General features: G+C 68.5%; 8 protein-coding genes. 2 read left to right on the top strand and 6 right to left on the bottom strand.

The features are described 5' to 3' along the window. Positions 1-20: 20 nt before the first annotated feature. Positions 21-2,771, bottom strand: coding sequence for a tetratricopeptide repeat protein (locus tag NRB20_RS17660; RefSeq protein WP_153411252.1), 2,751 nt, complete (start codon positions 2,769-2,771; stop codon positions 21-23). Between the two features lie 194 nt (positions 2,772-2,965). Further along, complete coding sequence (locus tag NRB20_RS17655) at positions 2,966-3,529, bottom strand: TetR/AcrR family transcriptional regulator (RefSeq protein ID WP_153411251.1); 564 nt, start codon at positions 3,527-3,529, stop codon at positions 2,966-2,968. Between the two features lie 133 nt (positions 3,530-3,662). Between NRB20_RS17655 and NRB20_RS17650 the strand changes: the two genes are divergently transcribed. Both NRB20_RS17650 and NRB20_RS17645 read left to right on the top strand, forming a co-directional pair. Beyond that, positions 3,663-4,220 carry a carbonic anhydrase gene (locus NRB20_RS17650; protein ID WP_153411250.1) on the top strand — a complete coding sequence of 186 codons (558 nt, stop codon included), beginning with the start codon at positions 3,663-3,665 and terminating at the stop codon, positions 4,218-4,220. Between the two features lie 224 nt (positions 4,221-4,444). Beyond that, positions 4,445-6,055 (top strand): serine/threonine-protein kinase, encoded by a 1,611-nt coding sequence (locus tag NRB20_RS17645; protein WP_153411249.1) that lies wholly within the window; start codon positions 4,445-4,447, stop codon positions 6,053-6,055. Positions 6,056-6,060: 5 nt separating this feature from the next. Here the strand turns inward: NRB20_RS17645 and NRB20_RS17640 are convergent, their stop codons facing one another. The 4 genes from NRB20_RS17640 to NRB20_RS17625 form a co-directional block, all read right to left on the bottom strand. Further along, positions 6,061-6,882 (bottom strand): ABC transporter permease, encoded by an 822-nt coding sequence (locus NRB20_RS17640; RefSeq protein WP_153411248.1) that lies wholly within the window; start codon positions 6,880-6,882, stop codon positions 6,061-6,063. Further along, positions 6,879-7,694 (bottom strand): ABC transporter permease, encoded by an 816-nt coding sequence (locus NRB20_RS17635; RefSeq protein WP_153411247.1) that lies wholly within the window; start codon positions 7,692-7,694, stop codon positions 6,879-6,881. Before NRB20_RS17635 ends, NRB20_RS17640 begins: the two co-directional genes overlap by 4 nt. A 154-nt stretch (positions 7,695-7,848) precedes the next feature. After that, positions 7,849-8,823 carry an ATP-binding cassette domain-containing protein gene (locus NRB20_RS17630; protein WP_153411246.1) on the bottom strand — a complete coding sequence of 325 codons (975 nt, stop codon included), beginning with the start codon at positions 8,821-8,823 and terminating at the stop codon, positions 7,849-7,851. Continuing rightward, positions 8,820-22,124 (bottom strand): non-ribosomal peptide synthetase, encoded by a 13,305-nt coding sequence (locus NRB20_RS17625; RefSeq protein WP_227833624.1) that lies wholly within the window; start codon positions 22,122-22,124, stop codon positions 8,820-8,822. Before NRB20_RS17625 ends, NRB20_RS17630 begins: the two co-directional genes overlap by 4 nt. Positions 22,125-22,155 lie beyond the last annotated feature (31 nt).

The following is a 22,155-nucleotide window of genomic DNA, read 5'->3' as shown; positions in this document are numbered from 1 at the left end:
TCTCCCCTTCGTCGATCCGGCTATGCGGGCCGGTCGCCTTGTTTCCAGCCCTGCCCGAGCAATTCGACCAGGGGTGGATATGCCAGTGCGCGTTTCTTGATCTCGTCGTTGCCCATCGACAGGATGCCGATCCCGGCGCCGATCGCGACGACCGCGCAGATCCCGGTGAGGATGAACACCGGATGCACACCCAACCCGATGAAGAAGCTGAAGAAGCCCACCACGAAGGCGAAGGTGGCCACGCCACCGAGCCGCTTGCGGTTGGTCTCCTCGGGCAGATGCAGCTGCCGGCACTGGTCGCAGCGCGGCACCTCGATGGTCAGGGTGCGCCAGCGCTTGGTGTTGCCGGAGTACCGCACGTCGCTGTGCAGGCCGAACGGGTAGTGCTGGCCCTGTGTCGCGGGCCGGGCCTGGCAGTACCAGCAGGTGTTCCGCAGCCGGGCGGCCTCGTTGCGCTCGCGCAACATGCCGGTCAGCGTGGTGAACTGCTCCTGCACGAAAGCGCGCGTCTCCGCGCCCGAGGGCAGCGGCTGGATCCGGCGCAGCAGCTGTTCGGCGGATTCCAGATCACCAGTGTCGTTGCAGTAGGACACCACGCACGAGGTGGCGGTGCCCGCGATGCGGTCCCGGGCGCGGGTGATCCGTTCCTCGCCGGGATCGTCGGCGGCGCGAATCCTGGCCAGCGGCAACCGAGTTCGGTCCAGCAGGTCGCGCGCGGCTTGCAGGCCCTGCTTCTTGTTCGCGTCCGTGCTGGTGCGGGCCGTGGTGCACAGTTCGTCGACCTGGAGCGTCGCGGCATTGGACCATTCCTTGGCCAGACGGTCGCGGTTGGCCGTAGTGGTGGCGATCGGGCCGAGCCGTTGCAGCACGGCCACGCTCGACGCGAGATCCCGGACCGCGTTGAAGTGCTGGATATCGCAGGAGATCGCGGTGCCGACGATATCGTCGTGCGCGGCGGCGCCGAGCGGATCGCTCGGCGGACGCAGCCGATCGATGACCCGCAGCGGCACCCGGGTCTGATCGAGCATCCGGGTGACCGCCTGCCCGGCCTCGGCCGGTCGCTGGCCCGCGACCCGATATGCCTCGTCGGCAAGGGTTTTCAGGCGCGCGGACAGTTTCCGGATCGCCCAGCCGCGGGCCTCGTCGATGGTGTCGGCGTCGAACGCGCCCGGATGGGTGCGGGCCTGTTCGGTGAACCGGTCGAGCACGGTGATGTGCAGGTCGGCGGTCGCGAAATCGTCTGCGGCCGTGGCATCGACGATGAGTGCGGCCTGGATGCGCAACAGCATCGCGGGGAGTGCGCCGCGCAAGGTGTCGACCGCGTGGGTGTCGAGGCGGCGGTCGTCGATGCGGGATGCCCTGTCCCGCAGGCGATTCCACACCGCATCGGTGCCCAGGGCCGAATCCCAGGCGGTCAGGGCGTCGAGCCAGATCTCCGGGGCCTGGCCGCGCGGGGTTTCCAGGGCCTGGATGTGCCGCAGCACGGCGATATTGTGCGCGGCGATCGCATCCTGACCCATCCTCTCCAGCCAGATCTGTTCCGCGGCAGCGGTATCGCCGCGGGCCAGTGCCGCGAGCGCCGGATCGCCGTCGGTGCACGGCCACAACCAGAACAGTTCCTGCACAAGGCGATTCACCGGTTCGCGCAGCCGGTTGAGCGCGGCCTTCACATCGGCGGCATCGGGTGCGGGGGATACCGCGAGTGCGGTGGTCCGGGTCAGCGGTGCGCCGAGTTTCTCGGCCGCCTCCAATTCGGTGACGCGCTTGCGGACCTGCCGGGAATCGGCGTCGGTCGGCAGCGCGGCGAGCCGGAAAGCGTTGTGCCGGTAGGGATTGTCCTCGATCAGCGTGTCGAGGGCGGTGGTGATGCCGGAGGTGTCCGGTGCCGATGGCGGCCGCACGGCACCGGTCGGGCGGACGACGCGATCGGGCAGGACGGTGCGTTCGGCGCTGGGCCGATCGGACGGAGCACCGCGCAACCTGGTGAGATTCGTTCTCGCATTGGGATTGTCGGCCAACGCGGCCCGCTCGTACCACTCGGTGGCGGCGGCCATGTTCGAGGTGACCAGCTTCTCCTCGTACAGCGTGCCGAGATTGTTCATCGCGCCGGAATGCCCGTCGGCGGCGGCCTTTTCGTACCACAGCAGCGCGTCGGCCATGTCGGACCGGCCTTCCGCCATCAGGCCCAGGGAGAACTTCGCATCGGTGTATCCGGCGGTGGCGGCGCGCTCGTACCAGTGCTGCGCGGTGACCGGATCCGTGGGTTCGAGGGTGTACTGGAACAGGTGGCCAAGGTTGTACATGGCGATGGAATCGCCGTGCTCGGCGGCCTTTTCGTACCAGGGACGCGCGGCGACGGGCTCCGGCGGATCGAGACGCTCGGCGAGCAGATAGGCGAGTTTGAAGTACGCGTCCTGGTACTGCGCTGCGGCCGCGCGCTCGTACCAGGGACGCGCGGCGACCGGATCGCGCGGCGTCGTGCGATCGGCCAGCAGACCGGCAATGTTGTACATGGCCGTGGCATCGCCCGCGGTGGCTCCCCGCTCGTACCATTCGCGCGCGGATCGCAGATCGGGTGGATTCTGGTTCTCGGCGAGCCGGCCCAGATCGTTCATCGCGCAGCGGTGCCCGCCCGCGGCGGCCCGTCCGTACCAGTCCAACGCGCCCGGAATGTCGGGCGGGGTCGCGCGCTCGAGATACTGCCCGAAATCGTGCATCGCGCCGATCTCGCCCGTGGCGGCAGCGCGTTCGTGCTCTTCCCGAGTTGTCATGACACCCCCGCTCACCCGTGGGATCGACGGCCGCTCAGCCCAAGCGGATATCGACACCCGCCCCTCCCGTGCTGGTCATGGTAGCCGTCGGTCTGCGCCGATGCCACAGGGTTTCCCGGTACGGGTGCGAGCGTTACCCGGTGCGGTCGACAGTGCTGTGCACAGCGGAATTTCGCGGTCGTCCGGGCCGCGACTCAGTGGTCCAGGCCGAGCAGGTCGCGGCCCGCGCGCACGACCGTCTCGCGCACCTTCTCCGGATCGTCCAGCCCGGCCGCGGACAGCGCGCCGTCGTGCAGCAGGACCAGGACCCGCCCGGCATGGTCGGGGTCCGGATGCCCGGCACGCGCGGCGAGCCGGGTCACGGTGTCCTGGAACCAGATTCGATGATCGGCGACCGCGACGCGCACCGGGTCCGCGGCATCCGGATATTCGGCGGAGGCGTTGATGAAGTGGCAGCCGCGGAAGCCCGCCGAGCAGGTGACCTGGCCGATCAGATCCAGCAGCGCCGCGGCGGCCGCGCGTGGGTCCCCGTGATCCAGCGCCTGTGCCACGGCCACCCGCAGATCCGCGTCGGTGGCGCGCAGATACTCCTGGACCAGATTCTCCTTGGCGGGGAAGTGCCGGTAGAAGGTCGCCCGGGTGACACCGGCCTCGGTGACGATCCGGTCGACCGGCACGGAGTGGATGCCTTCGCGGTAGAACAGCTCCCGCGCGGTCGCCAGGAGACGTTCACGGGGGCTCGGTGCGGTGGTGGCCATGGCTCCAGCATAGAGACAGAACGTTCTGTTGACGTTCGTCGCCCCGGGCCGTACCGTCAGGAGCGCGACAAGAACGAACGTTCTGTTCGATGGTGTGTCGCAGCCGTCACCGCTCACTGATCGGAGTATCGACATGTCTGTCACGACCCCTTCGCGCTTCTCGGTTTTCCTGGAGCGCAACGAGCAGTTCGCCGCGACCGACGCCAAGCGGCGGATTCCGGAGATCCCCTTCCTGCCCTTGCAACAGCTGTACGTGATCACCTGCATCGATCCGCGGGTCGAGCCCGCGGGGATTCTGGGTGCGCGGTTGGGGGAGGCGATCGTCGCGCGCAATATCGGCGGCCGGGTCACCTCGTCGGTGATCAAGGATCTGGCCTGGGTGTATCACCTGCACGAGACCAAGGCTCCCGATGCCGACTGGTTCGAGGTCGCGATCATTCACCACAATGATTGCGGCTCGGCGCTTTTCGCCGATGACGAGTTGCGGCACGGTTTCGCGGCGCGGGGTGGGTACGACGATCGGACCGCGCGGGATCTGGCCGTCCTGGATCCGGCCGCGACCGTGCGGGCGGACGTGGATCGGTTGCGTGCCGCTCCCGAACTGGCCTCGGGGCGGCACAGGCTGGTGATCGGCGGTTATTCCTACGACCTGGACAGTGGACGGATCACCACCGTCGTCAGTCCTGCCTGAAACGCGCTGGTCATGTAGCCGTAGGTCTGCGCGCGGAGTTCCCGGCATCGGGTGCGGCTGCGGGGCCGTGGATCCCGGGCGGGGGCGGGCCAGCGGCACGGCCCTCGACAAGGTGGTTACCGTGGGTACCGGCGGATGTTCCGGGGAATGGTGCGCATCGCGCCGCACCGGCCCGACGGGGGCGCGATGAGAGCGGAAAGTGTGACCTGATGAATCGACCCGCGATGGGAGAGACCGCTGCCGCGCGCCGGTCGATTGTCCCGACCCGCCCGCTGGGGGCCGGTGATCCCGAGACCGTGGGCCCGTATCGGCTGCTGGGGTTTCTCGGCGCGGGGGGCATGGGGCGTGTCTACCTCGGGTGCGACAGTGGCGGTCGGTCCGTCGCGGTCAAGGTGGTACGTCCGGATCTGGCCGGGGACAAGACATTTCGGACCCGATTCCGGCGTGAGGTCGCCGCGGCCCGGCGCGTCGCGGGGCCGCACACCGTGCCGGTCTACGACGCCGACATCGACGGGCCGCAGCCGTGGCTGGCCACCGGATACGTCTCGGGGCCCTCGCTGACCGACGCGGTCGAGACGTTCGGCCCGCTGCCCGAACCCTCGCTGCTCGCTCTGGGGGTGGGACTGGCCCGCGCGCTGCTCGATGTGCACGCGACCGGCATGGTGCATCGGGATCTGAAACCGTCGAATGTGCTACTGGCACAGGATGGTCCGCGCGTGATCGACTTCGGGATCGCGCGGATCGCCCAGGACGAGACCGCGCTCACCACGACCGGCAAGATCATCGGCTCGCCCGGGTACATGTCCCCGGAGCAGATCAGCGGTGGGGTGACCGGTCCGCCCGGTGATGTCTTCGCGCTCGGCGGTGTGCTCGTGTACGCGGCGACCGGCGTCGCGCCGTTCGGTACCGGAGACACGATCTCCATGCTGTGGCGGGTCATGCAGGAAGAACCCGGGCTGGACGGGGTTCCGGAGCGTCTGCGCGGGATCGTGGCGGCGTGTCTGGCCAAGGACCCGCGGGACCGCCCGACTCCGGCGCAGCTCGAGCGGCAGTTGGCCGGGTTGTGCCCGCCCGCGACGGAGCGGTGGTTGCCCGCGTCGATTCTGGCCGAGATCCGGCGTCGCACAGTCGAATTGGCGGAGTTGGAGGCGGCTCCGGCGGTGCGGACCGCCGTCGCCACCAGCCCGCTGCCGGGGGAGCGGGCTACCGCGACGTCCTCGGCTCCCGGGATCGACGCCTCACCCTCGCATCCGACATCGGTGCGGCGGCACAGGCGTCCGGTCGTGCTCGCGGGCGTCGCCGTGGTGGCGTTGCTCGCGGCAGGGGTGCTCGGTGTGGTCGTCGCCAACGGCGTGTCCGGGCGCGGGACCGGACACGCCGCGGTCGCCACCACGAATCCGAGTGTCGCGAATTCCGGTGGGGAGCAACCGAGTACGACTCATCCCGGCACCGCGACCAGCGGTAGGCCCGCATCCGCTGTGGATTCGCTTCCGGCCGCTTACGTCGGCACCTGGAAGGGCAGTGCGACGGACGGCAGCGGCACCTTCGACGTCGTGCTGACTCTGCAATCCGGGAAGGCCGGACAGGACATCGGCACCGCCGTCACCACCGGACGCGCCAAACAGGGCATGTGTACGCGCCGGGAGGCGTTGGTCTTCGCCGGTCCCACGCGAGTCACGTTGCGTACCAAGCCCGCCGAGAACGGGCCCGCGCAGGGCCGGGCGTGCGGGCGGATGGGTGTGGTCACCACGCTGGAACGCAATTCGGACGGCACGCTCACCTATACCAACGGGCTGAACACCGATATGACCGGAATTCTGCACCGCGGCAAGTGATCTCGTCAGCGGCGGCTGGCGCGGCGGTAGCCCAGCGCCGCCGGGACGGCGAAGACCACGATCGCGCCGACGGACCAGATCAGGGTGAGGGTCAGCGGCCGGGCCAGTGATCCGCCCGCGGCCAGCGCGTGCATGGTGTCGACGGCGGTGGACATCGGCTGGTCGCGTACCACGGGCCGGATCCACTCGGGATAGGCGAGCAACGGCACGAATCCCGTGCTGAAGAACATCATCAGCGAGGTGATGATCGTAATGCCCTCCACCAGTGTGGATTTGGCGGTGAACACCGCGACCGCCGTGACGATCGAGGCGAAGGCCACGCCGAACAACACCGGGATACACATGAATCCTATTGCGGCCCAGACACCTTCGTGAAAACGGAAGCCGAGCGCGTAGCCGACCAGCACGATGGCCACCGTCCCGGCGAGAATGCGGCAGCCCTCGGCCAGGATGCGCGCGGCCAGGCCCGAGGCGCGATGCACCGGCAGGACCCAGAACCGTGCCAGCAGGCCCGCGTCGCGTTCGCGTCCGAGCAGGATTCCGCTCGCCACCGCCCCGGACAGCGCGCCGACGATGGCGGCCAGCGGGACCGAACCGTCCAGGGCATCGGTGCCGGTGAAGCGGCGGATCTGATCGCCGATCACGGTGTCCAGCATGATCAGTAGCAGGCACGGGATGATCAGTGTTTCCAGGAGGGCGACCGGATTGCGTACCCAGCGCAGCAGCAGGCGGCGGGTCTGGATCAGGGTGTGCAGTATCAGCGCGGCTGCCGAGTTCTCGGGCCTGGCCGGTGGTCGCGACGTTCGGTCGGCGATGAGTGTGGTCATCTTCTTCCTTTGCCGAGTCGTATCGAAAACCCCAGGCAGACAACGAGAATTGCGATAGTCCACACCAGTGGGGGAGTCATCAGCGACAGGTTCGGGTCACCGTGCGGCCAGCGGTCCCCGGCCAGCGCGCGCAGTGCCGAGGCCCATTGCGAGACCGGTTGATTGCGCACGAAAGGCTGTACCCAGGACGGGAATTGGCTCGCCGGGGCCAATCCGGTGGAGAGCATGCCGAAGATCAGCGGCGGCAATACCAGCGCCTGCGCGGTCGTTTCGGGACTGCGCGAGACCGTGCCGATCACGTCGGCGGCCAGGATCAACGCCATCCCGATCAATATCGAGAACAGCAGGAATTCGATCGTCCGCGTGGTACCGAGATAGAACCGGAATCCGATGATGTGCCCACAGATCAGCGCCGCCGCCAACGCGATGACGAGCCGGAAGACGTTGCCGCACAACCTCGCCCCAGCCGGCACCAACGCCCCGATCGGCATCGACCCGAACCGCCGATTCAACCCGGCGACCGCGTCGGTGGCCGCCCGGAACGCCGCCGATACCGCCGTGAACGCCGCCGCTTGCAGAATCACCAGCGGCATCATGAACTGCGCGTAGCTGCTGAAACCCGTTCCGGTGAAGGTCATGATCGTCTTCAATGGAATGTAGAAACTCGCGGTGAAGGCGGCCGGTGCCAGAATCGAGGTCAGCACCTCGCCGGATTGCACTGCGGGAGTTATCATTCGGAGCGTCAGCACCCACCACTGCTGTGCACGATGCGGTGTGGCGCTCGCGCGCGCCAACCAGACCTGCGTTGTCATGTGAGGGCTCCGATGTGTTCGGGGTCGACAGGAACAACTACGTGGGCGACGGTCCGAAATCCCGTGGCCGGTGCGGATCCGCGCGGTGTGCGAATCCCGTCCGCACCTGCGAGTGAGTCGATGCGGTGGGTGATGCCGGGGAGGCGCCGAACGGTCATACCGCCACCTCCGCGGGTTCGTTCTCGGTGGCCGGATGCCCGGTGAGCTGGAGAAATACCTCGTCGAGAGAGGGCCTGCGCAGGGCGATGTCGATAACGTCCAGCCCGGCGGCATCGATGCGGCGAAGGACTTCGGCCAGGGTGCGGTGGCCGTCGGGCGCGGGGATGGCGATGCGGTCCGAGTCTCCGGTGGTACGGAAATCCGGCGGGAGCAGTCCGGACAACGCCGTGTTCAACGCGGGCAGATCCGCGGACTGCACCGGCACCACCTCGCAAAAGCTCCCTCCCGTACGGGATTTCAGTTCGTCGGCGGTGCCCTGGGCGATCACCACGCCGTGATCGATGACAATGATCCGGTCGCTGAGCGCGTCGGCCTCCTCGAGGTACTGCGTGGTGAGCAGGGTGGTGATGCCCGCATTCTTGAAGTCCGACACCAGATCCCACACGCTCTGGCGGCTGCGCGGGTCCAGACCGGTGGTGGGTTCGTCGAGGAACACCACCTCCGGGCGCACGACCAGCCCGCACGCGATATCGATGCGGCGACGCATGCCGCCGGAGTAGGTGCCGACCTTGCGGCCCGCCGCGGCGGTGAGGTCGAACTCGCCGATCAGCTCCTGCGCGCGGGCGCGGGCGGCGCGTTTGCGCAGGCCCATCAGACGCCCGAACATCACGAGATTCTCGAAGCCGCTGAGCATGTCGTCGAGTGCGGCGTACTGGCCGGTCAGCATGATCGAGCGGCGCACCGCGGCCGGATCGGCGACCACGTCGTGTCCGGCCACCACCGCGCGGCCGCGATCCGGCGCGATGAGGGTGGACAGCACGTTCACGGTGGTCGTCTTGCCCGCGCCGTTGGGTCCGAGGATGCCGAGCACCTCGCCCGGTTCCGCGTGAAAACTGATGCCGCGCAAGGCGGATACCTCGCCGAAGGATTTCTCGATGCCCTCGACGAGAACTCCCTGTCCGGAATTCATCGGTTGCCTCCCAGGTGTTCGTCGAGCACGCGGGCGATGATCGGCAGCACGTGCGGTGCGGTCATGTCGTCGTGTGCGACATCGATGTCGTGGGTGGTGATCTCGCCGGTCACGTACGGCCGCCAGCCGTCGGGGCCGAAGATCTCGGAGGTGTCGACGGTCGCGCTGAAATACACGATGTCGCCGTGGAATACGGGTCGCCGGTAGCCGGTGCGGGTGCGGGCGGCGGCGTTGTAGGAGGCGGCCATGCGTTCGAGGGTGGCCGCGTCCACCAGGTCGACGCCGCCGAGACGTTCGCGGATCAGATCCGCGGCATCCTGGGCGGTGGCGTCGGCGGGGACGTCCTCGATGCCGAACACCGCGCCGAATTCGTGTACGAATCGGCCCGCGTCCAGCCGCTCGATGCCCTCGCCGTCGATATCGGCGGTGTCGGCGTCCAGCAGGGCCACCACGCCGACCCGAGCGCCGTCCCGTTCGAGCCGGGCCGCGATCGCGTGCGCGATGAGCCCGCCGAACGACCAGCCCAGCAGGTGATATGGGCCCTGCGGCTGGATCGTGCGAATCTCCCGGACGTAGCGTTCGGCGAATTCCTCGATCGAGGTCGGTGAAGGTTCGCGTCCGCTCAGATCCGGTGCTTGCAGGCCGTAGATCGGGCGGCCGGGGGCGAGGGATTCGGCGAAACCGAGGTAGGTCCAAGAGATTCCGGAGGACGGGTGGATGCAGAACAGCGCCGGTTCGGTGCCTTCGGGGCGGATGGGCAGTACCACGTCGAGTCCGAGACCGGAGGGGCCGGATTCGGTTGCCGTGTATTGCGCTGCGATGGTTCCGGCGTCCGGTGACTCGGCGAAACGCGCTGCTGCGGTGAGCATCTCGATCCACAGATCGGCCAGTTCGGCGACGGCGTTGTCGTCGACCAGAGTGTCGGGGAATCTGATACTCGCCTGGAAGCGGTCCCCGGCGACCATCGCGTTGATATCGATGGCGGATTGCACTGGTACGTCCGGGGATTCGGCGGCATACAGCTCGCCCAGCTCGCCGGTGGGCAGCCAGCCCAGCCCTTCCAGACCCGCCGGGATGTCACCGGAGGCGTACCTACCGAGATAGTTGAAGCTCACCCGGCCCGGAAGTTGTTGCGGCAGTTGGGCAGCGGTCTCGGCGTTGAGATACCGCAGCAGGCCGAAGCCGATTCCGTTGTCCGGCACCGCGAGTAGTTGATCGCGGACAGTGGCGATGGCCGCGCCCATTGCCGGGCCTGCGGCGAGAGCCTCGGTGGGATCGATGCCGTCCAGGTCGAGCCGGACCGGATACAGGCTCGTGAACCATCCGATCGTGCGCGAAAGATCGGCTCCCGGAACGACTTCCTGCTGACGACCGTGCCCTTCGAGCCGAAGCAGCACGCTGTGCTCGGGGGTTTCGCGCCACCGTTCCACCGCGAGCGCGAGTGTGGCCAGCAGCGCGTCCTGCACGCCACCGCCGAAGAGGGCAGGCAGTGTGGTGAGCAGGGCTTCGGTCACCGTCGCGTCGGCCTCGCGGTCGATGGTGCGCAGGGTGTCGGCGCGATCGATGGTCGGTTGCAGCTCGCGTCCCCCGATGAGCGGATCGGGTCCGGCGATCACCTGCTGCCAGTAGCCGAGTTCGGCGACGCGGGCGTGGGCTTGTTCGATCAACGCCGTCGCCCAGCGGCGCAGTGAGGTGCCGGTCTCGGCCGGAACAGGTTCGGCACCCGAGCTGATCTGAGCCCAGGCGGCCATCAGATCCGGTACCAGGATGCGCCAGGAGACACCGTCGATCACCAGGTGGTGAGCGAGGATGATCAGATTTCCTGGCTCGGTGCGGGTGCTCGCTTCGAGCCAGATGAATTGCAGTACAACACCATTGGCGGGATCGAGGCGATCGGCCGCGAGATCGAGTTCGCGGGCGGCTTGTGCCCGGCGCTCGGCCGGATCCTCGGAATCGGATTCGATCCGGTGCACCAGCGCATCGACCGCGATCGAACCGGGCTCGGCGACGATCAGGCGCGGTTGCGCACCGGAGGTCACGAGGCGGGCGCGGAGCATATCGTGTCGGTCGATCACCGCCGCGAGGGTCGCGACGAGCTGTTCGCGCTCGATCCCGAGCGGCAGTTCCAGCACCGCGGACTGCGCGAAACGCCGGTGATCCCCGCCCCTTTCGAGCATGTAGTGCACGATCGGAGTCAGCGGCACTTCCCCGACCCCGCCACCGGGCAACTCTTCCAGGGTGGGCACCGCCCCCTCGGCATCGGCCGCCGCGGCCAGCGCCGCGACCGTGCGATGTTCGAACACCTGGAGCGGCGTGCAGCTCACACCCGATTGCTTTGCCCGCGAAACCAATTGAATAGCCATGATGCTGTCGCCGCCGAGCGCGAAGAACGAGTCGTCGGCCCCCACCCGCGCGAGTCCTAGCAATTCGCCCACGACCGCGGCGAGAATCCGCTCGGTCGGGGTGGACGGTGCCCGATACTCGGTGTGCGCGGCCTCGAAGTGGGGTGCGGGCAGCGCCCGGCGGTCGAGTTTGCCGACCGCGTTGATGGGCATCGCATCCAGCACCGTGAACGCCGCCGGAACCATGTAACCGGGCAGGGCGTCCGTGGCCGCGGACCGTACCCGGGCGATGTCGAGTTCGACGCCGGATTCGGAAACCAGATAGGCCGCCAGCGCGGTCGCACCCGTGGGGCCGGGGACGCCGAGGGTCACCGCGAAGTCGACACCCTCGATGGCCTGCAACGCCGCGTCGATCTCGCCCAGCTCGATCCGCTGGCCACGCACCTTGACCTGAAAGTCGGTGCGGCCCAGGTATTCCAGGCGCAGCCGGGTATCGGCCCCGGTCCAGCGGACCAGATCGCCGGTGCGATACATCTTCTGCCCGGCCGCGCCGAACGGATTCGCGACGAAGCGTTCGGCGGTCAGACCCGGCCGGGCGTGATAGCCGCGCGCCAGAGCGGGCCCGGCCAGATACAGCTCGCCCGCCACCCCGGCCGGAACCGGATGCAGCCGATCGTCCAGCACCAGCACCGCCGCACCCCGCACCGGCGTGCCGATGGACACCGGCTCCCCGGCCACCAGCGGCGAACTCGTTGCCCAGATGGTGAATTCGGCCGGTCCGTACATATTGATCAGCGTGCGGCCACCGGCCCAGCGCTCGACCAGTTCGGGCGGCATCGCCTCACCGGCGACGGCCAGCACCCGGATATCGGACACGTCGTCGGGATCCATGGTGGCCAGCGCCGAGGGGGTGATCACCACGTGGGTCACCGCCTCGGTGTCGATCAGCGCGGTCAGTTCGGTGCCGCCGAAGACCTCCGGCGGCGAGATCACCAGTGCGCCACCGGATCCGAATGCCATCAGCGCCTCGAAGATCGCGGCGTCGAAACTCGGTGAGGCCACCTGCAATACCCGCGAACTCTCCCGGACACCGAGCCGATCGGCCTGTGTGGCAATGAGATCCGCGATGCCCCGATGCGTCACCGAGACGCCCTTGGGCAGGCCGGTGGAACCCGAGGTGTAGATCATCCAGGCGGGGGAGTCCGGGTGGATCGGGTGGTGCGGCGGCGTGATTCGCGGGGCGTCGGCGAATTCGGGCGCGTCCAGGACGAGCCAGTCCGTGGTGTCGGGCAGTTGTGGACGATACGTGGCCAGGGTGATGCCCACGCGCGCACCGGAATCGGTGAGCATGTGTTCGATGCGATCGGCGGGGTGCCGTGGATCCACCGGCAGGAATGCCGCGCCGAGCCGGGCCGCCGCCCAGACGCCGACGAACAGTTCCGCCGAGCGCGGCAGGCCCAGCGCCACCACGGTTTCCGGGCCCGCGCCGCGCAGCAGGCCGGCCAGCCGGTCGGCCCGGTCGTCCAGTTCGCGATAGGTGATCGTGCGTCCGCTCGCGACCAGGGCCGGGTGATCCGGGTATCGGATGAGGGATTCGATGAGCAGTGCGGGAAGTGTTGTCGCACCGCGTGATTCGGAGCCGCGCACCGGTGCCAGCGTGGCCCGTTCGGCGGCGTCGAGGATGTCGAGATCCCCGAGCGGAGTGCGCGGCCACGCCAGGACCGCGTCCAGGATGCGTTGCCAGCGGACGAGCAGGGTGCGGGCGGTGGACTCGTCGAACAGGTCGGTGGCGTAGGTCAGCACGCCGTCCAGACCGGCCGGGCCGCTGTCCGAGAAGTGTTCGCGCAGATCGAAACTCAGGTCGAACTGCGCGGATTCGCGGTCCACGTCCTCGACCTCGATGCGCAGGCCGGGCAGTTCCAGCACCGGTGCCACGTAGTTCTGCAGGCTCAGTGAGACCTGGAACAGCGGGTGGTACGCGGTCGAGCGGGCGGGGTCCAGGATCTGGACCAGCCGTTCGAACGGCACGTCGGCGTGGGCGAAGGCGTCCAGATCCGCCGTGCGGACGGCGTCGAGGAAGGTCGCGAAATCCGCGGCCGGGTCGACCCGGGTGCGCAGGGCCAGCGTGTTGACGAACATGCCGACCAGCGGGTCCAGGGCCCGATCGCCGCGTCCGGCCACCGGCGTGCCGATCACGACGTCACCGCTGCCGCCGAGCCGTGCGGTGAGTATCGCGAGTGCGGCGTGCACCACCATGAACGGGGTTGCCGCGTGCTCGGTGGCGAAATCCACCAGGGCGCGGTGCTTTTCGGCATCCAGGGTGAGGGCGATATCGGCGCTGCGCATCGACTGCACGGCCGGACGGGGACGATCGGCGGGCAGTTCCAGCACTTCGGGGACATCGGCAAGGGTCTGCTGCCAGTATCGGATCTGCTGGGCCGCAGTCGATTCCGCATCGGACTCGTCGCCGAGCAACTCGCGATGCCACATCGCGAAATCCGCGTACTGGATCGGCAGCGGCGTCGGTTCGGTGCCCGCGCCCAGCGAGTGCCGGGCGTAGGCGGCGACCAGATCGGCGGCCAGCGGAGCCATCGACGCGCCGTCCGCGCTGATGTGGTGCACCACCAGCGCCACGACGTGCACCCGGGCGCGATCGGTGGTCGTCGGCAGGGCGAAAACGCCCACGCGCAAGGGCAATTCGTCGGTGAGATCGAAACCCGTGCCGGTCAGCGCGGCGATCCGGGTCCGCAGCGCCGCGCCGTCCTCGGTGCTGATCACCGTGATCTCGGGTGTTCCCGAGGCGGCGGCGACCACGACCTGACGTGCCCCGTCACCGTCGGCGGGGTACATCGTGCGCAGGCTCTCGTGCCGGTCGACCAGATCCGCGAGTGCCTTGCCCAGGGCCACCACATCCAGCTCGCCGGTCAGCCGCAGCGCTACCGCGATGTTGTAGGCAGCCGCGTTCGGATCCATCCGATTGAGCACCCACATCCGTTGTTGCGCAGGGGAAAGCGGGATGCGGTCCGGGCGGGGACGCGCCACCAGCGCCGGGCGCTCGGATGCCTGTGCGGCTGGGACGATCCGTGCGGCCAACTGCGCGACGGTGGGTGCGTCGAACAGATCACGCAGGGCCACAGCCGATCCCAGTGCCGAGTTGATCCGGGAGATCACCTTGGTCGCGCTCAGGGAATTGCCGCCCAGTTCGAAGAAGGACTGATCCACCCCGACCCGCTCGACGCCGAGAACCTCCGCGAACACCCCGGCCACGCTGTCCTCCAACGGAGTTCGCGGCGCGAGGTAGGGGCGGTCGGTATCGGTGAAATCGGGTATCGGCAGGGCGGCGCGGTCGAGCTTGCCGACCGGGGTCAGCGGAATCGATTCCAGCACAACGATATATCCCGGCACCATATAGCCGGGCAGCTGTGCGGCGACCCGCTGGCGCAGATTGTCGGTGTCGATCCGGATGCCGTCGGCGGGCAGGACGTAGGACACCAGCACGGTCGCTCCGGCGGGCCCGGAACGTCCGATGGTCACCGCGTAATCGATGTCCTGCTCGCGCGAGAGCACCGCGTCGATCTCGCCGAGTTCGATCCGCAGGCCGCGGATCTTGACCTGGAAGTCGCTGCGCCCCAGGTATTCCAGGACCGGCTGCCCCTGCTGGTCCAGTATCCAGCGCACCATGTCGCCGGTGCGGTACATGCGCTCGCCGGGCAGGCCGAAGGGATGGGCGATGAAACGTTCGGCGGTGAGTGCGAACCGGTTGAAGTAGCCGCGCGCCAGGGCGGGTCCGGCCAGATACAGCTCACCGGCGATCCCGACCGGCACCGGACGCAGCCAGGCGTCCAGGACCGTGATCGCCGCACCGCGAATCGGACCGCCGATCGTGATCCGTTCGCCCGCAACGAGTTCCGCAGGTCCGGTCGCCCAGATGCTGAATTCGGTCGGCCCGTAGAGATTCACCATCCGGCGGCCCGGAGCCCACCGCTCGATCAGTTCCGGCGTGGCCGCCTCGCCGGCCACCGAGAGCATCCGCAGGCGCGGCAGCCCGGCCGGTTCCATGGTGGCCAGCGCCGACGGGGTGATCACCGCGTGGCTCACCCGCTCCTCGCGCAGCAGTCGTTCCAGTTCCGCGCCGCCGTAGACCTCGGGCGGCGCGACGACCAGCCGCCCGCCCGCGCTGTGCGCGGTGAGCAGTTCGAACACCGAGGCGTCGAAGCTGGGCGAGGCCACCTGCAACACCGCGGACTGCGGGGACGTACCCAGCGACTCATGTTGTGCGGTAACCAGATTCGCGATGCCGCGATGGCTGAGCAGCACCGCCTTGGGCTTGCCGGTGGAACCCGAGGTGTAGATCAGGTAGGCGGTCTGCTCGATGTCGATCGGGCCGCCGCGTTCGGCATCGGTGATGGGGGCGTCGGAGACGGTCATCACCCGCCGGATCGTGCTCAGATCGTCCAGCAGCAGCCAGTCGATGGTGCCGGGCAGGGTTTCGCCGGTTTCGGTCACCGTGACGCCGATGGGCGCCCGGGAGTCGGCGAGCATGTGCTCGATGCGCTCGACCGGGTGACTCGGGTCCAGCGGCGCGAAGGCCGCGCCGGTCTTGGCCAGTGCCCACACCGCGACCACCGATTCCAGCGACCGTGTCATCGCCAGCACGACGAAGATCTCCCGACCGACGCCGCGGCGCAACAGCATTCGCGCGAACCGGTTCGACCACGCGTCCAATTCGCCGTAGGTCATGGTGAATTCGCCGGAGGTGATCGCGATGGCGGACGGATCGATGCGCGCGCCGTCGGTGAGGATCTCCGGAAGGGTTCGCGCGGTGACGGATTCGGGCCCGCGCACCGGCAGCAGCGCGGCGAGTTCGGCCTCGTCGCAGTACTGCACCCGGGACACCGGCAGCTGCGCGTCGGCGGCGAGTTGGATGAGCAGCCGCACGAAACGTGCCAGCAGTGTATCGGCCGCGCGCGAATCGAGGTGTCCGGTAAGGAATTTCAAGGTGATGCGCAGCGCGTCGCCGTCGTCCTCGCGGATCGGGATGGCCATCAGATTCAGCGGATACGGTGTGGCGTCGGTGCCCTCGACGTCCAGGACCCGCATCCCCGCGACGTCCAGGGACGCGGTGAGGGCCTCGCGGTCGATCGGGTAGGACTCGAAAACGGTGAGGGTGTCGAACAATTCGGCCACTCCGACCGCTTGGTGAATGGCCGCCAGGCCGATGTGTTGGTGGTCCATCAGCCGCGCCTGCTCGGCCTGCACCCGGGCCAGCAGATCGACCACCCGCTCGGCGGGGTCGAGCCGCACGCGCACGGGGACGGTATTGATGAACAGGCCGATCATCTCCTCGACGCCCGGCAGTTCCGGCGGACGCCCCGAGACGGTTGCGCCGAACACCACGTCGGAGCGACCGGTCAGCATGGCCAGCACCATCGCCCAACCGGCCTGGATCAGCGTGTTGACCGTGGCTCCGGCCTCGCGCGCGGTCTTCTCGAGCGTGGTGACGACGTCGCGGGACAGATCGGTGGAGACCATGCCGGTGTCGGTGGAGTCGATATCGGCCAGGCTCGGCGTGGCGCGGGTCGGGGTGTCGACACCGGCCAGGTAATCGGTCCAGGCGGCGAGGGAGCGCGCGTCGTCCGAGGCGTCCAGCCAGGCCAGGAATTCGCGGTAGGAGTGGGCCGGAAGCAGGGCGGAGGTGTCGCCGTCGGTGACGTACAGCGTGAGCAGTTCGCGCACCAGCAGCGGGGTCGACCAGCCGTCCAGGACCAGATGGTGGTTGGTGAGTACGAGGCGGTAGGTGTCGGTGTCGATGCGGATGAGGGTGAACCGCAGCAGCGGTGCGCGGGTGAGGTCGAAGCGGGTGTTCGCGTCGGTCGCGACGATGTTGTCCAGCTCCAGCCGCCGTGCCTCGGGGTCGGTGATCGAGGTGAGATCGATTTCGCGCCACTGGATTTGGGCGTGTGCGCTGACGATCTGACGCGGGCCGTCATCGGTCTCCACGAAGGCGACGCGCAGATTCTCGTGCCGGTCGACCACGGCCTGCGCGGCGGTGTGCAGGCGGTGCGCATCGACGTTTCCGGCGAGGGTGAGCAGCGATTGCACCGTGTAGCCGTCGGCGGTGTCGGTGTCGTAGACCGCGTGGAACAGCAGGCCGTATTGCAGCGGGGACAGCGGCCAGACGTCGGTGAGCTGGGGATATTCGCGTTCCCACCGGTCGATCTGCTGCTGACGCACCGGAACCAGGGCGAAGTCCGACGGCGTGCGCCCGCCCGCGTCCGAGGTGTTGGCGTGCGCGGCCAGTGCCCTGAGTGCCTGGTACCAGAGCGTGGCGAGTTCGTCGAGGTCGGCGGCGTCGAACAGCCGCGACGCGTACGCCCAGGTCACCTCGAGACCGGCGTCGGTGCGCACCGCGTTGACGTCGATCGCCGCGGCCAACGGGGCACGCTGATCCTGCGTCGCCGCGAAACGCTGCGGCAACCAGGGGCTTTCGTCGGTTCCGGTCATCGCCCGGCCCAGATAGTTGAAGCTGATCTGCGGCGCGGGGTCCGCAGCCAGAATCGCGGCGGTACCGGGATTCAGATACCGCAGCATGCCGTAGCCGATCCCCTTGTCCGGCAACGCCCGCAACTGCTCCTTCACCGCCTTGAGCAGCGTTCCGGCCGCCGCACCACCGGCGAACGCCTCGCCCCGATCGATCCCGGACAGATCGATCGCGGCCGGATACACGCTGGTGAACCAACCCACCGTGCGCGCGATATCCGCGCCCGGCAGCAGCGTCTCCTCGCGACCGTGCCCCTCCAACGTGAACACCGTCCGCTCCCGATCCTGCCAACGGCTCACCGCAAGAGCGAGCGCGGCAAGCAGCACATCGTCTGCGCCGCAATGGAATCGGTCCGGAACAGTGCTCAGGACAGCGTCCGCGAGATCGGGCTCGAGGACTGTGTGCAGCTGCGCCATCGTCGCCACGACATCGATCGCAGGCTCGAGTCGGCGAACGTCCGGCTCCTGATTCGAAACATGTTGCATAGCAACGTCATCTCGGAGATCGTGCCTGCCGCTGCCGCTGCCGCTGCCGCTGCCGCTGCCGCTGCTGCTGCTGCTGCTGTCGTCGCTCTCGGCGGTGTTGCTGCCATCACCGCCATGCCCCTGTGGCAGACTCTCGACGTGCTGGGTAGCCGTTGAATCATTCCCGCCGGGAACGACAGTCAGCGGCGGATCCTCGACAGCCGAAATAGCCTGCCAAATAGGCATTTCAGCGGTCCGCGCACCCACCTGCGCCACCTGCCCGTGCGCCCAGCGCCGGAACGAGGTTCCGACGGGCGCGAGTTCGCCACCCTGCGCGGCGATGGCCAGATCCGGAAGCAGGATGCGCCACGACACTCCGTCGACGACGAGATGGTGCAGCACCAGCCAGCACAGCGGCGTCGCCTCGTCCCGTTCGATCAGCACGAATCGTGCGACGACACCTGCCGCGGGATCGAGGAGATCCGCGGCCGCGTCCAGCGCGGCCGAAATCGCTTCTTCGTCACCGGATTTCGCCTGCACGACCTGCACCAGTGGCTCGGCGCTGACCGAACCCTCCTCGCCCACAAGCCATTCCCAGCCACCGTCGGCCCGCCGCAACTTCGAGCGGAGCACATCGTGCCGATCGATCAGCGCCTGCGCGGCGGCGACCAGCCGCGTGCGGTCGATCTCCCCGGGCAGCCCGATCAGCACGGCCTGACCGAACCGCCGCCACGTCTGCCCCTGTTCGAGCATCGCGTGCACGATCGGGGTCGGCTCGATCGGCCCGACTCCGCCGCCGGACAGTTCCCGGACGCCCGCGTCGGTCACGTCCGAGGCGATGGCGGCGAGGGCGGCAACGGTCTTGCGCTCGAACACATCCCGGGCGCTGAACCCGAGCCCGGCGGCCTTGGCCCGGGAGATCAGCTGGATGGAGATGATGCTGTCGCCGCCGAGGGCGAAGAAACTGTCGTCCACGCCGACCGACGGCAGCCCGAGCACCTCGGCGAACAGTCCGGCGAGCAACTCCTCGCGCGCGGTGGAGGGCGCGCGCCCGGACCGGGTCTCGTCCTGGAAGTCCGGTGCGGGCAACGCCTTTCGATCCACCTTGCCCAGCGGCGTCAGCGGGACGTGATCGATCACCATCACCGACGCGGGCGCCATATGCGCCGGAAGCGACTGCCCGACAGCGGCTTTCAACTCTTCGGGATGCACCTGTGTCCCGGCACGCAACCGGACGTACGTCACCAGTGCGGTCGCGCCGGAACCGGTCTCCGCACCGAGCGTCAGCGCGAACTCCACCTCCGGCAGCCCCAGGAACGCGGCGTCGATCTCACCCAGTTCGATGCGGAACCCGCGGATCTTGACCTGGAAGTCGCTGCGTCCCTGGTATTCCAGCTCATGCCGCCCGTCATGCACACACCAGCGCACCAGATCCCCGGTGCGATACATCCGCTCACCACGCCCGTAGGGATTCGCGACGAACCGCTCGGCGGTGAGCCCGGTGCGCCGGTGATACCCGCGCGCCAGACCGACGCCCGACAGGTACAGCTCACCCGTCGTTCCCACCGGCACAGGCCGCAACCAGGAATCCAACACCACCGCCGACACCCCGCGCGTCGGCCCGCCGATCGTGATCGGGTCACCGGGCACCAACGCCCGGCTCAACGTCGTGGTGATGGTGGTCTCGGTCGGCCCATAGCCGTTCAGCACGGTGCGCCCGGCCCAACGAGTCACCAGCTCCGGCGGGCAGGCATCGCCGCCGACGACCAACGTGCGCAACCCCGGCAACTCCGCGGGATCGAGCGAACCGGCCACCGCCGGAGTGACATCCAGATGAGTGACCCTGTGCGCGAGCAGAACCCGAGTCATCTCCGCACCCGCGTAAGCTGCCGGAGGCACCACAGCCAACGTCGCCCCCCGCGCCAACGTCACCAGAATCTCCTCGACGGAAATATCGAAACTCGGCGATACCGCATGCGCGACAACGGAATCCGAGTCGACACCGAATCGGTCACCGGACCCCGCGATGAGATTCGCCAGCCCACGATGGGTGACCAACACCCCCTTCGGCAACCCGGTCGACCCGGAGGTGTAGATGACATACGCGGTCTGATCCGGACGCACCGCCTCCGTCCGATCGCCATCGGTGATCGGTGCCGCGGACCGCACGGCCGCCTCGCGCTCGGTCGCCGGGTCATCCAGCACCAGCCAGTTCACACTGTCCGGCAACGACTCTCGCGCACCCCGCACCGTGATCCCAGCGACGACCCCACTGTCACCGACCATATGCCCGATCCGATCCGCCGGATACCCCGGATCGATCGGCACGAACGCCGCACCGGTCTTGGCCACCGCGATCGTCGCCAGCACCGACTCGGCCGATCGCGGAATCGACACCGCGACAGTGTGTTCGGGCCCGGCCCCGGCGTCGAGCAGGACCCGCGCCAGTCGGTTGGTGTACTCCTCCACCCGAGCGTAGGTCAGCTCGGTATCCCCATCGACCACCGCAACCGCGTCGCCATCGAGTGCCGCACCGGCGGAAAGGATTTCGGGCAACGTCCGGATCGCAGTATCCGATTCACCACGTACAGGCACCAACTCGGCGAATTCGTCCTCGCTCACCGTACCCACCGCCGACAGCGGCGCATCGGGACCGGCCGCGAGGAACCGATGCAGAAAACTCAGGAAACGCCCGTGCTGACCGGCCAACTCGTCATCACTGTAGAGATTCGCGTTGGCCTGGAAATCGATATGCGTACTCTCCCCGCCCACCCCCGGATACAGATTCAGGAACAGATCATCGATCAGCCCCGAGGTCAGCACATGCATCCGCCCGGTGACCGCGCCGAGCTGAATCCTGGTGTCCACCATCATCAAATTGACCGACGGCCCGAACGACGCGGCCTCGTCCATCCGCTGCCCCAGATCGCGGAAGATGTCCTCCTGCCGATACCGCTGCCTGCGCAACGCCCCGGTGAGTTCCCGCTGCGCCGCACCGATCAACTCACCGACCGTCGTGCGCGGCGCCACCGCCAGCCGCAGCGGCACTACATTCGCGATCATCCCGCCCGAACGCCGCAGCACAGCAGTCGTGCGAGCCGAAACCGGCAGGCTCAGAACAACTTCCGAAGAGCCGGTCATCGCGGCCAGATACGCCCCGAACGCCGCCACCACCGTCGGCGCGACACCCGAGGACACCGCATCGGCCACCGAATCCAGCAGCGCCCCGGTCTCTTTCGGCAACGCACCACTCACCAGACTGGGATGACCGTCGACCGGCGCGAGCCGCCCGGCCAGACTCACCGGATCAGCCATACCCTCCAGATGCTCGAGCCAGTACGCCCGATCGGCGGCGAATCGATCCGAATCCCGGTATGCCCGATCGGCTTCCACCACCGCGTGCAGATCCTCGGCCTTCGACACCGGAGCCGTTCGCCCCTCGAGCGCCGCGTTGTACAGCTCGCCGGTGCGCTGCACCAGCGTCAGCGCGCCCATCCCGTCCAGCACGATGTGGTGGATCCGTGAGTACCAGCACCAGCGATCCTGCGCCAGCCGCAGCATCGTGACGTTGACCAGACGATCGGTGAGCGGATCCAGCGGCGCGCGGTACTCCGCGCGCATCCACGCCTGTGCCGCGGCCTCGGGATCGGCCTCCCCGCGCAGGTCGACGGTGTCCAACTGGTCGTCGAGGGTCGTGTCCACCAACTGCATGGGCCGCCCGTCCACCTCGACCAGCCGCAGATACCCGGTGCCGAATTCACGCCCGGCCTGCCGCGCGGCGCGACCGAGCAGTTCGATGTCCACCGCGCCGTTCAACTCGACGTACTGCGCGATCGAGATCGGCACGGCACCGGCGATGTGCTGGGCGAACCAGATACCGCGCTGGGCGGCGGATAGCTCGAAAGCCCCTGGGGGAGTGGCTATTTCGATGGAATTGGGAGAAAACTGCGGCATGACGATCCTGGATTCTGCGCCTGCGCCGGTC

This window comes from Nocardia macrotermitis (genome assembly GCF_009604405.1).
GTDB classification, from domain to species: Bacteria; Actinomycetota; Actinomycetes; order Mycobacteriales; family Mycobacteriaceae; genus Nocardia; species Nocardia macrotermitis.
Note: the sequence above shows the minus strand (reverse complement) of the source record. Positions and strands in the feature narration are given on the sequence as shown.

Excerpts from the sequence above, each read along its gene's own strand:
- NRB20_RS17640 (WP_153411248.1), bottom strand. The coding sequence starts at position 6,882 with ATGACCACACTCATCGCCGACCGAACGTCGCGACCACCGGCCAGGCCC.
- NRB20_RS17650 (WP_153411250.1), top strand. The coding sequence starts at position 3,663 with ATGTCTGTCACGACCCCTTCGCGCTTCTCGGTTTTCCTGGAGCGCAAC.
- NRB20_RS17655 (WP_153411251.1), bottom strand. The coding sequence starts at position 3,529 with ATGGCCACCACCGCACCGAGCCCCCGTGAACGTCTCCTGGCGACCGCG.
- NRB20_RS17625 (WP_227833624.1), bottom strand. The coding sequence starts at position 22,124 with ATGCCGCAGTTTTCTCCCAATTCCATCGAAATAGCCACTCCCCCAGGG.
- NRB20_RS17630 (WP_153411246.1), bottom strand. The coding sequence starts at position 8,823 with ATGAATTCCGGACAGGGAGTTCTCGTCGAGGGCATCGAGAAATCCTTC.
- NRB20_RS17645 (WP_153411249.1), top strand. The coding sequence starts at position 4,445 with ATGGGAGAGACCGCTGCCGCGCGCCGGTCGATTGTCCCGACCCGCCCG.
- NRB20_RS17660 (WP_153411252.1), bottom strand. The coding sequence starts at position 2,771 with ATGACAACTCGGGAAGAGCACGAACGCGCTGCCGCCACGGGCGAGATC.
- NRB20_RS17635 (WP_153411247.1), bottom strand. The coding sequence starts at position 7,694 with ATGACAACGCAGGTCTGGTTGGCGCGCGCGAGCGCCACACCGCATCGT.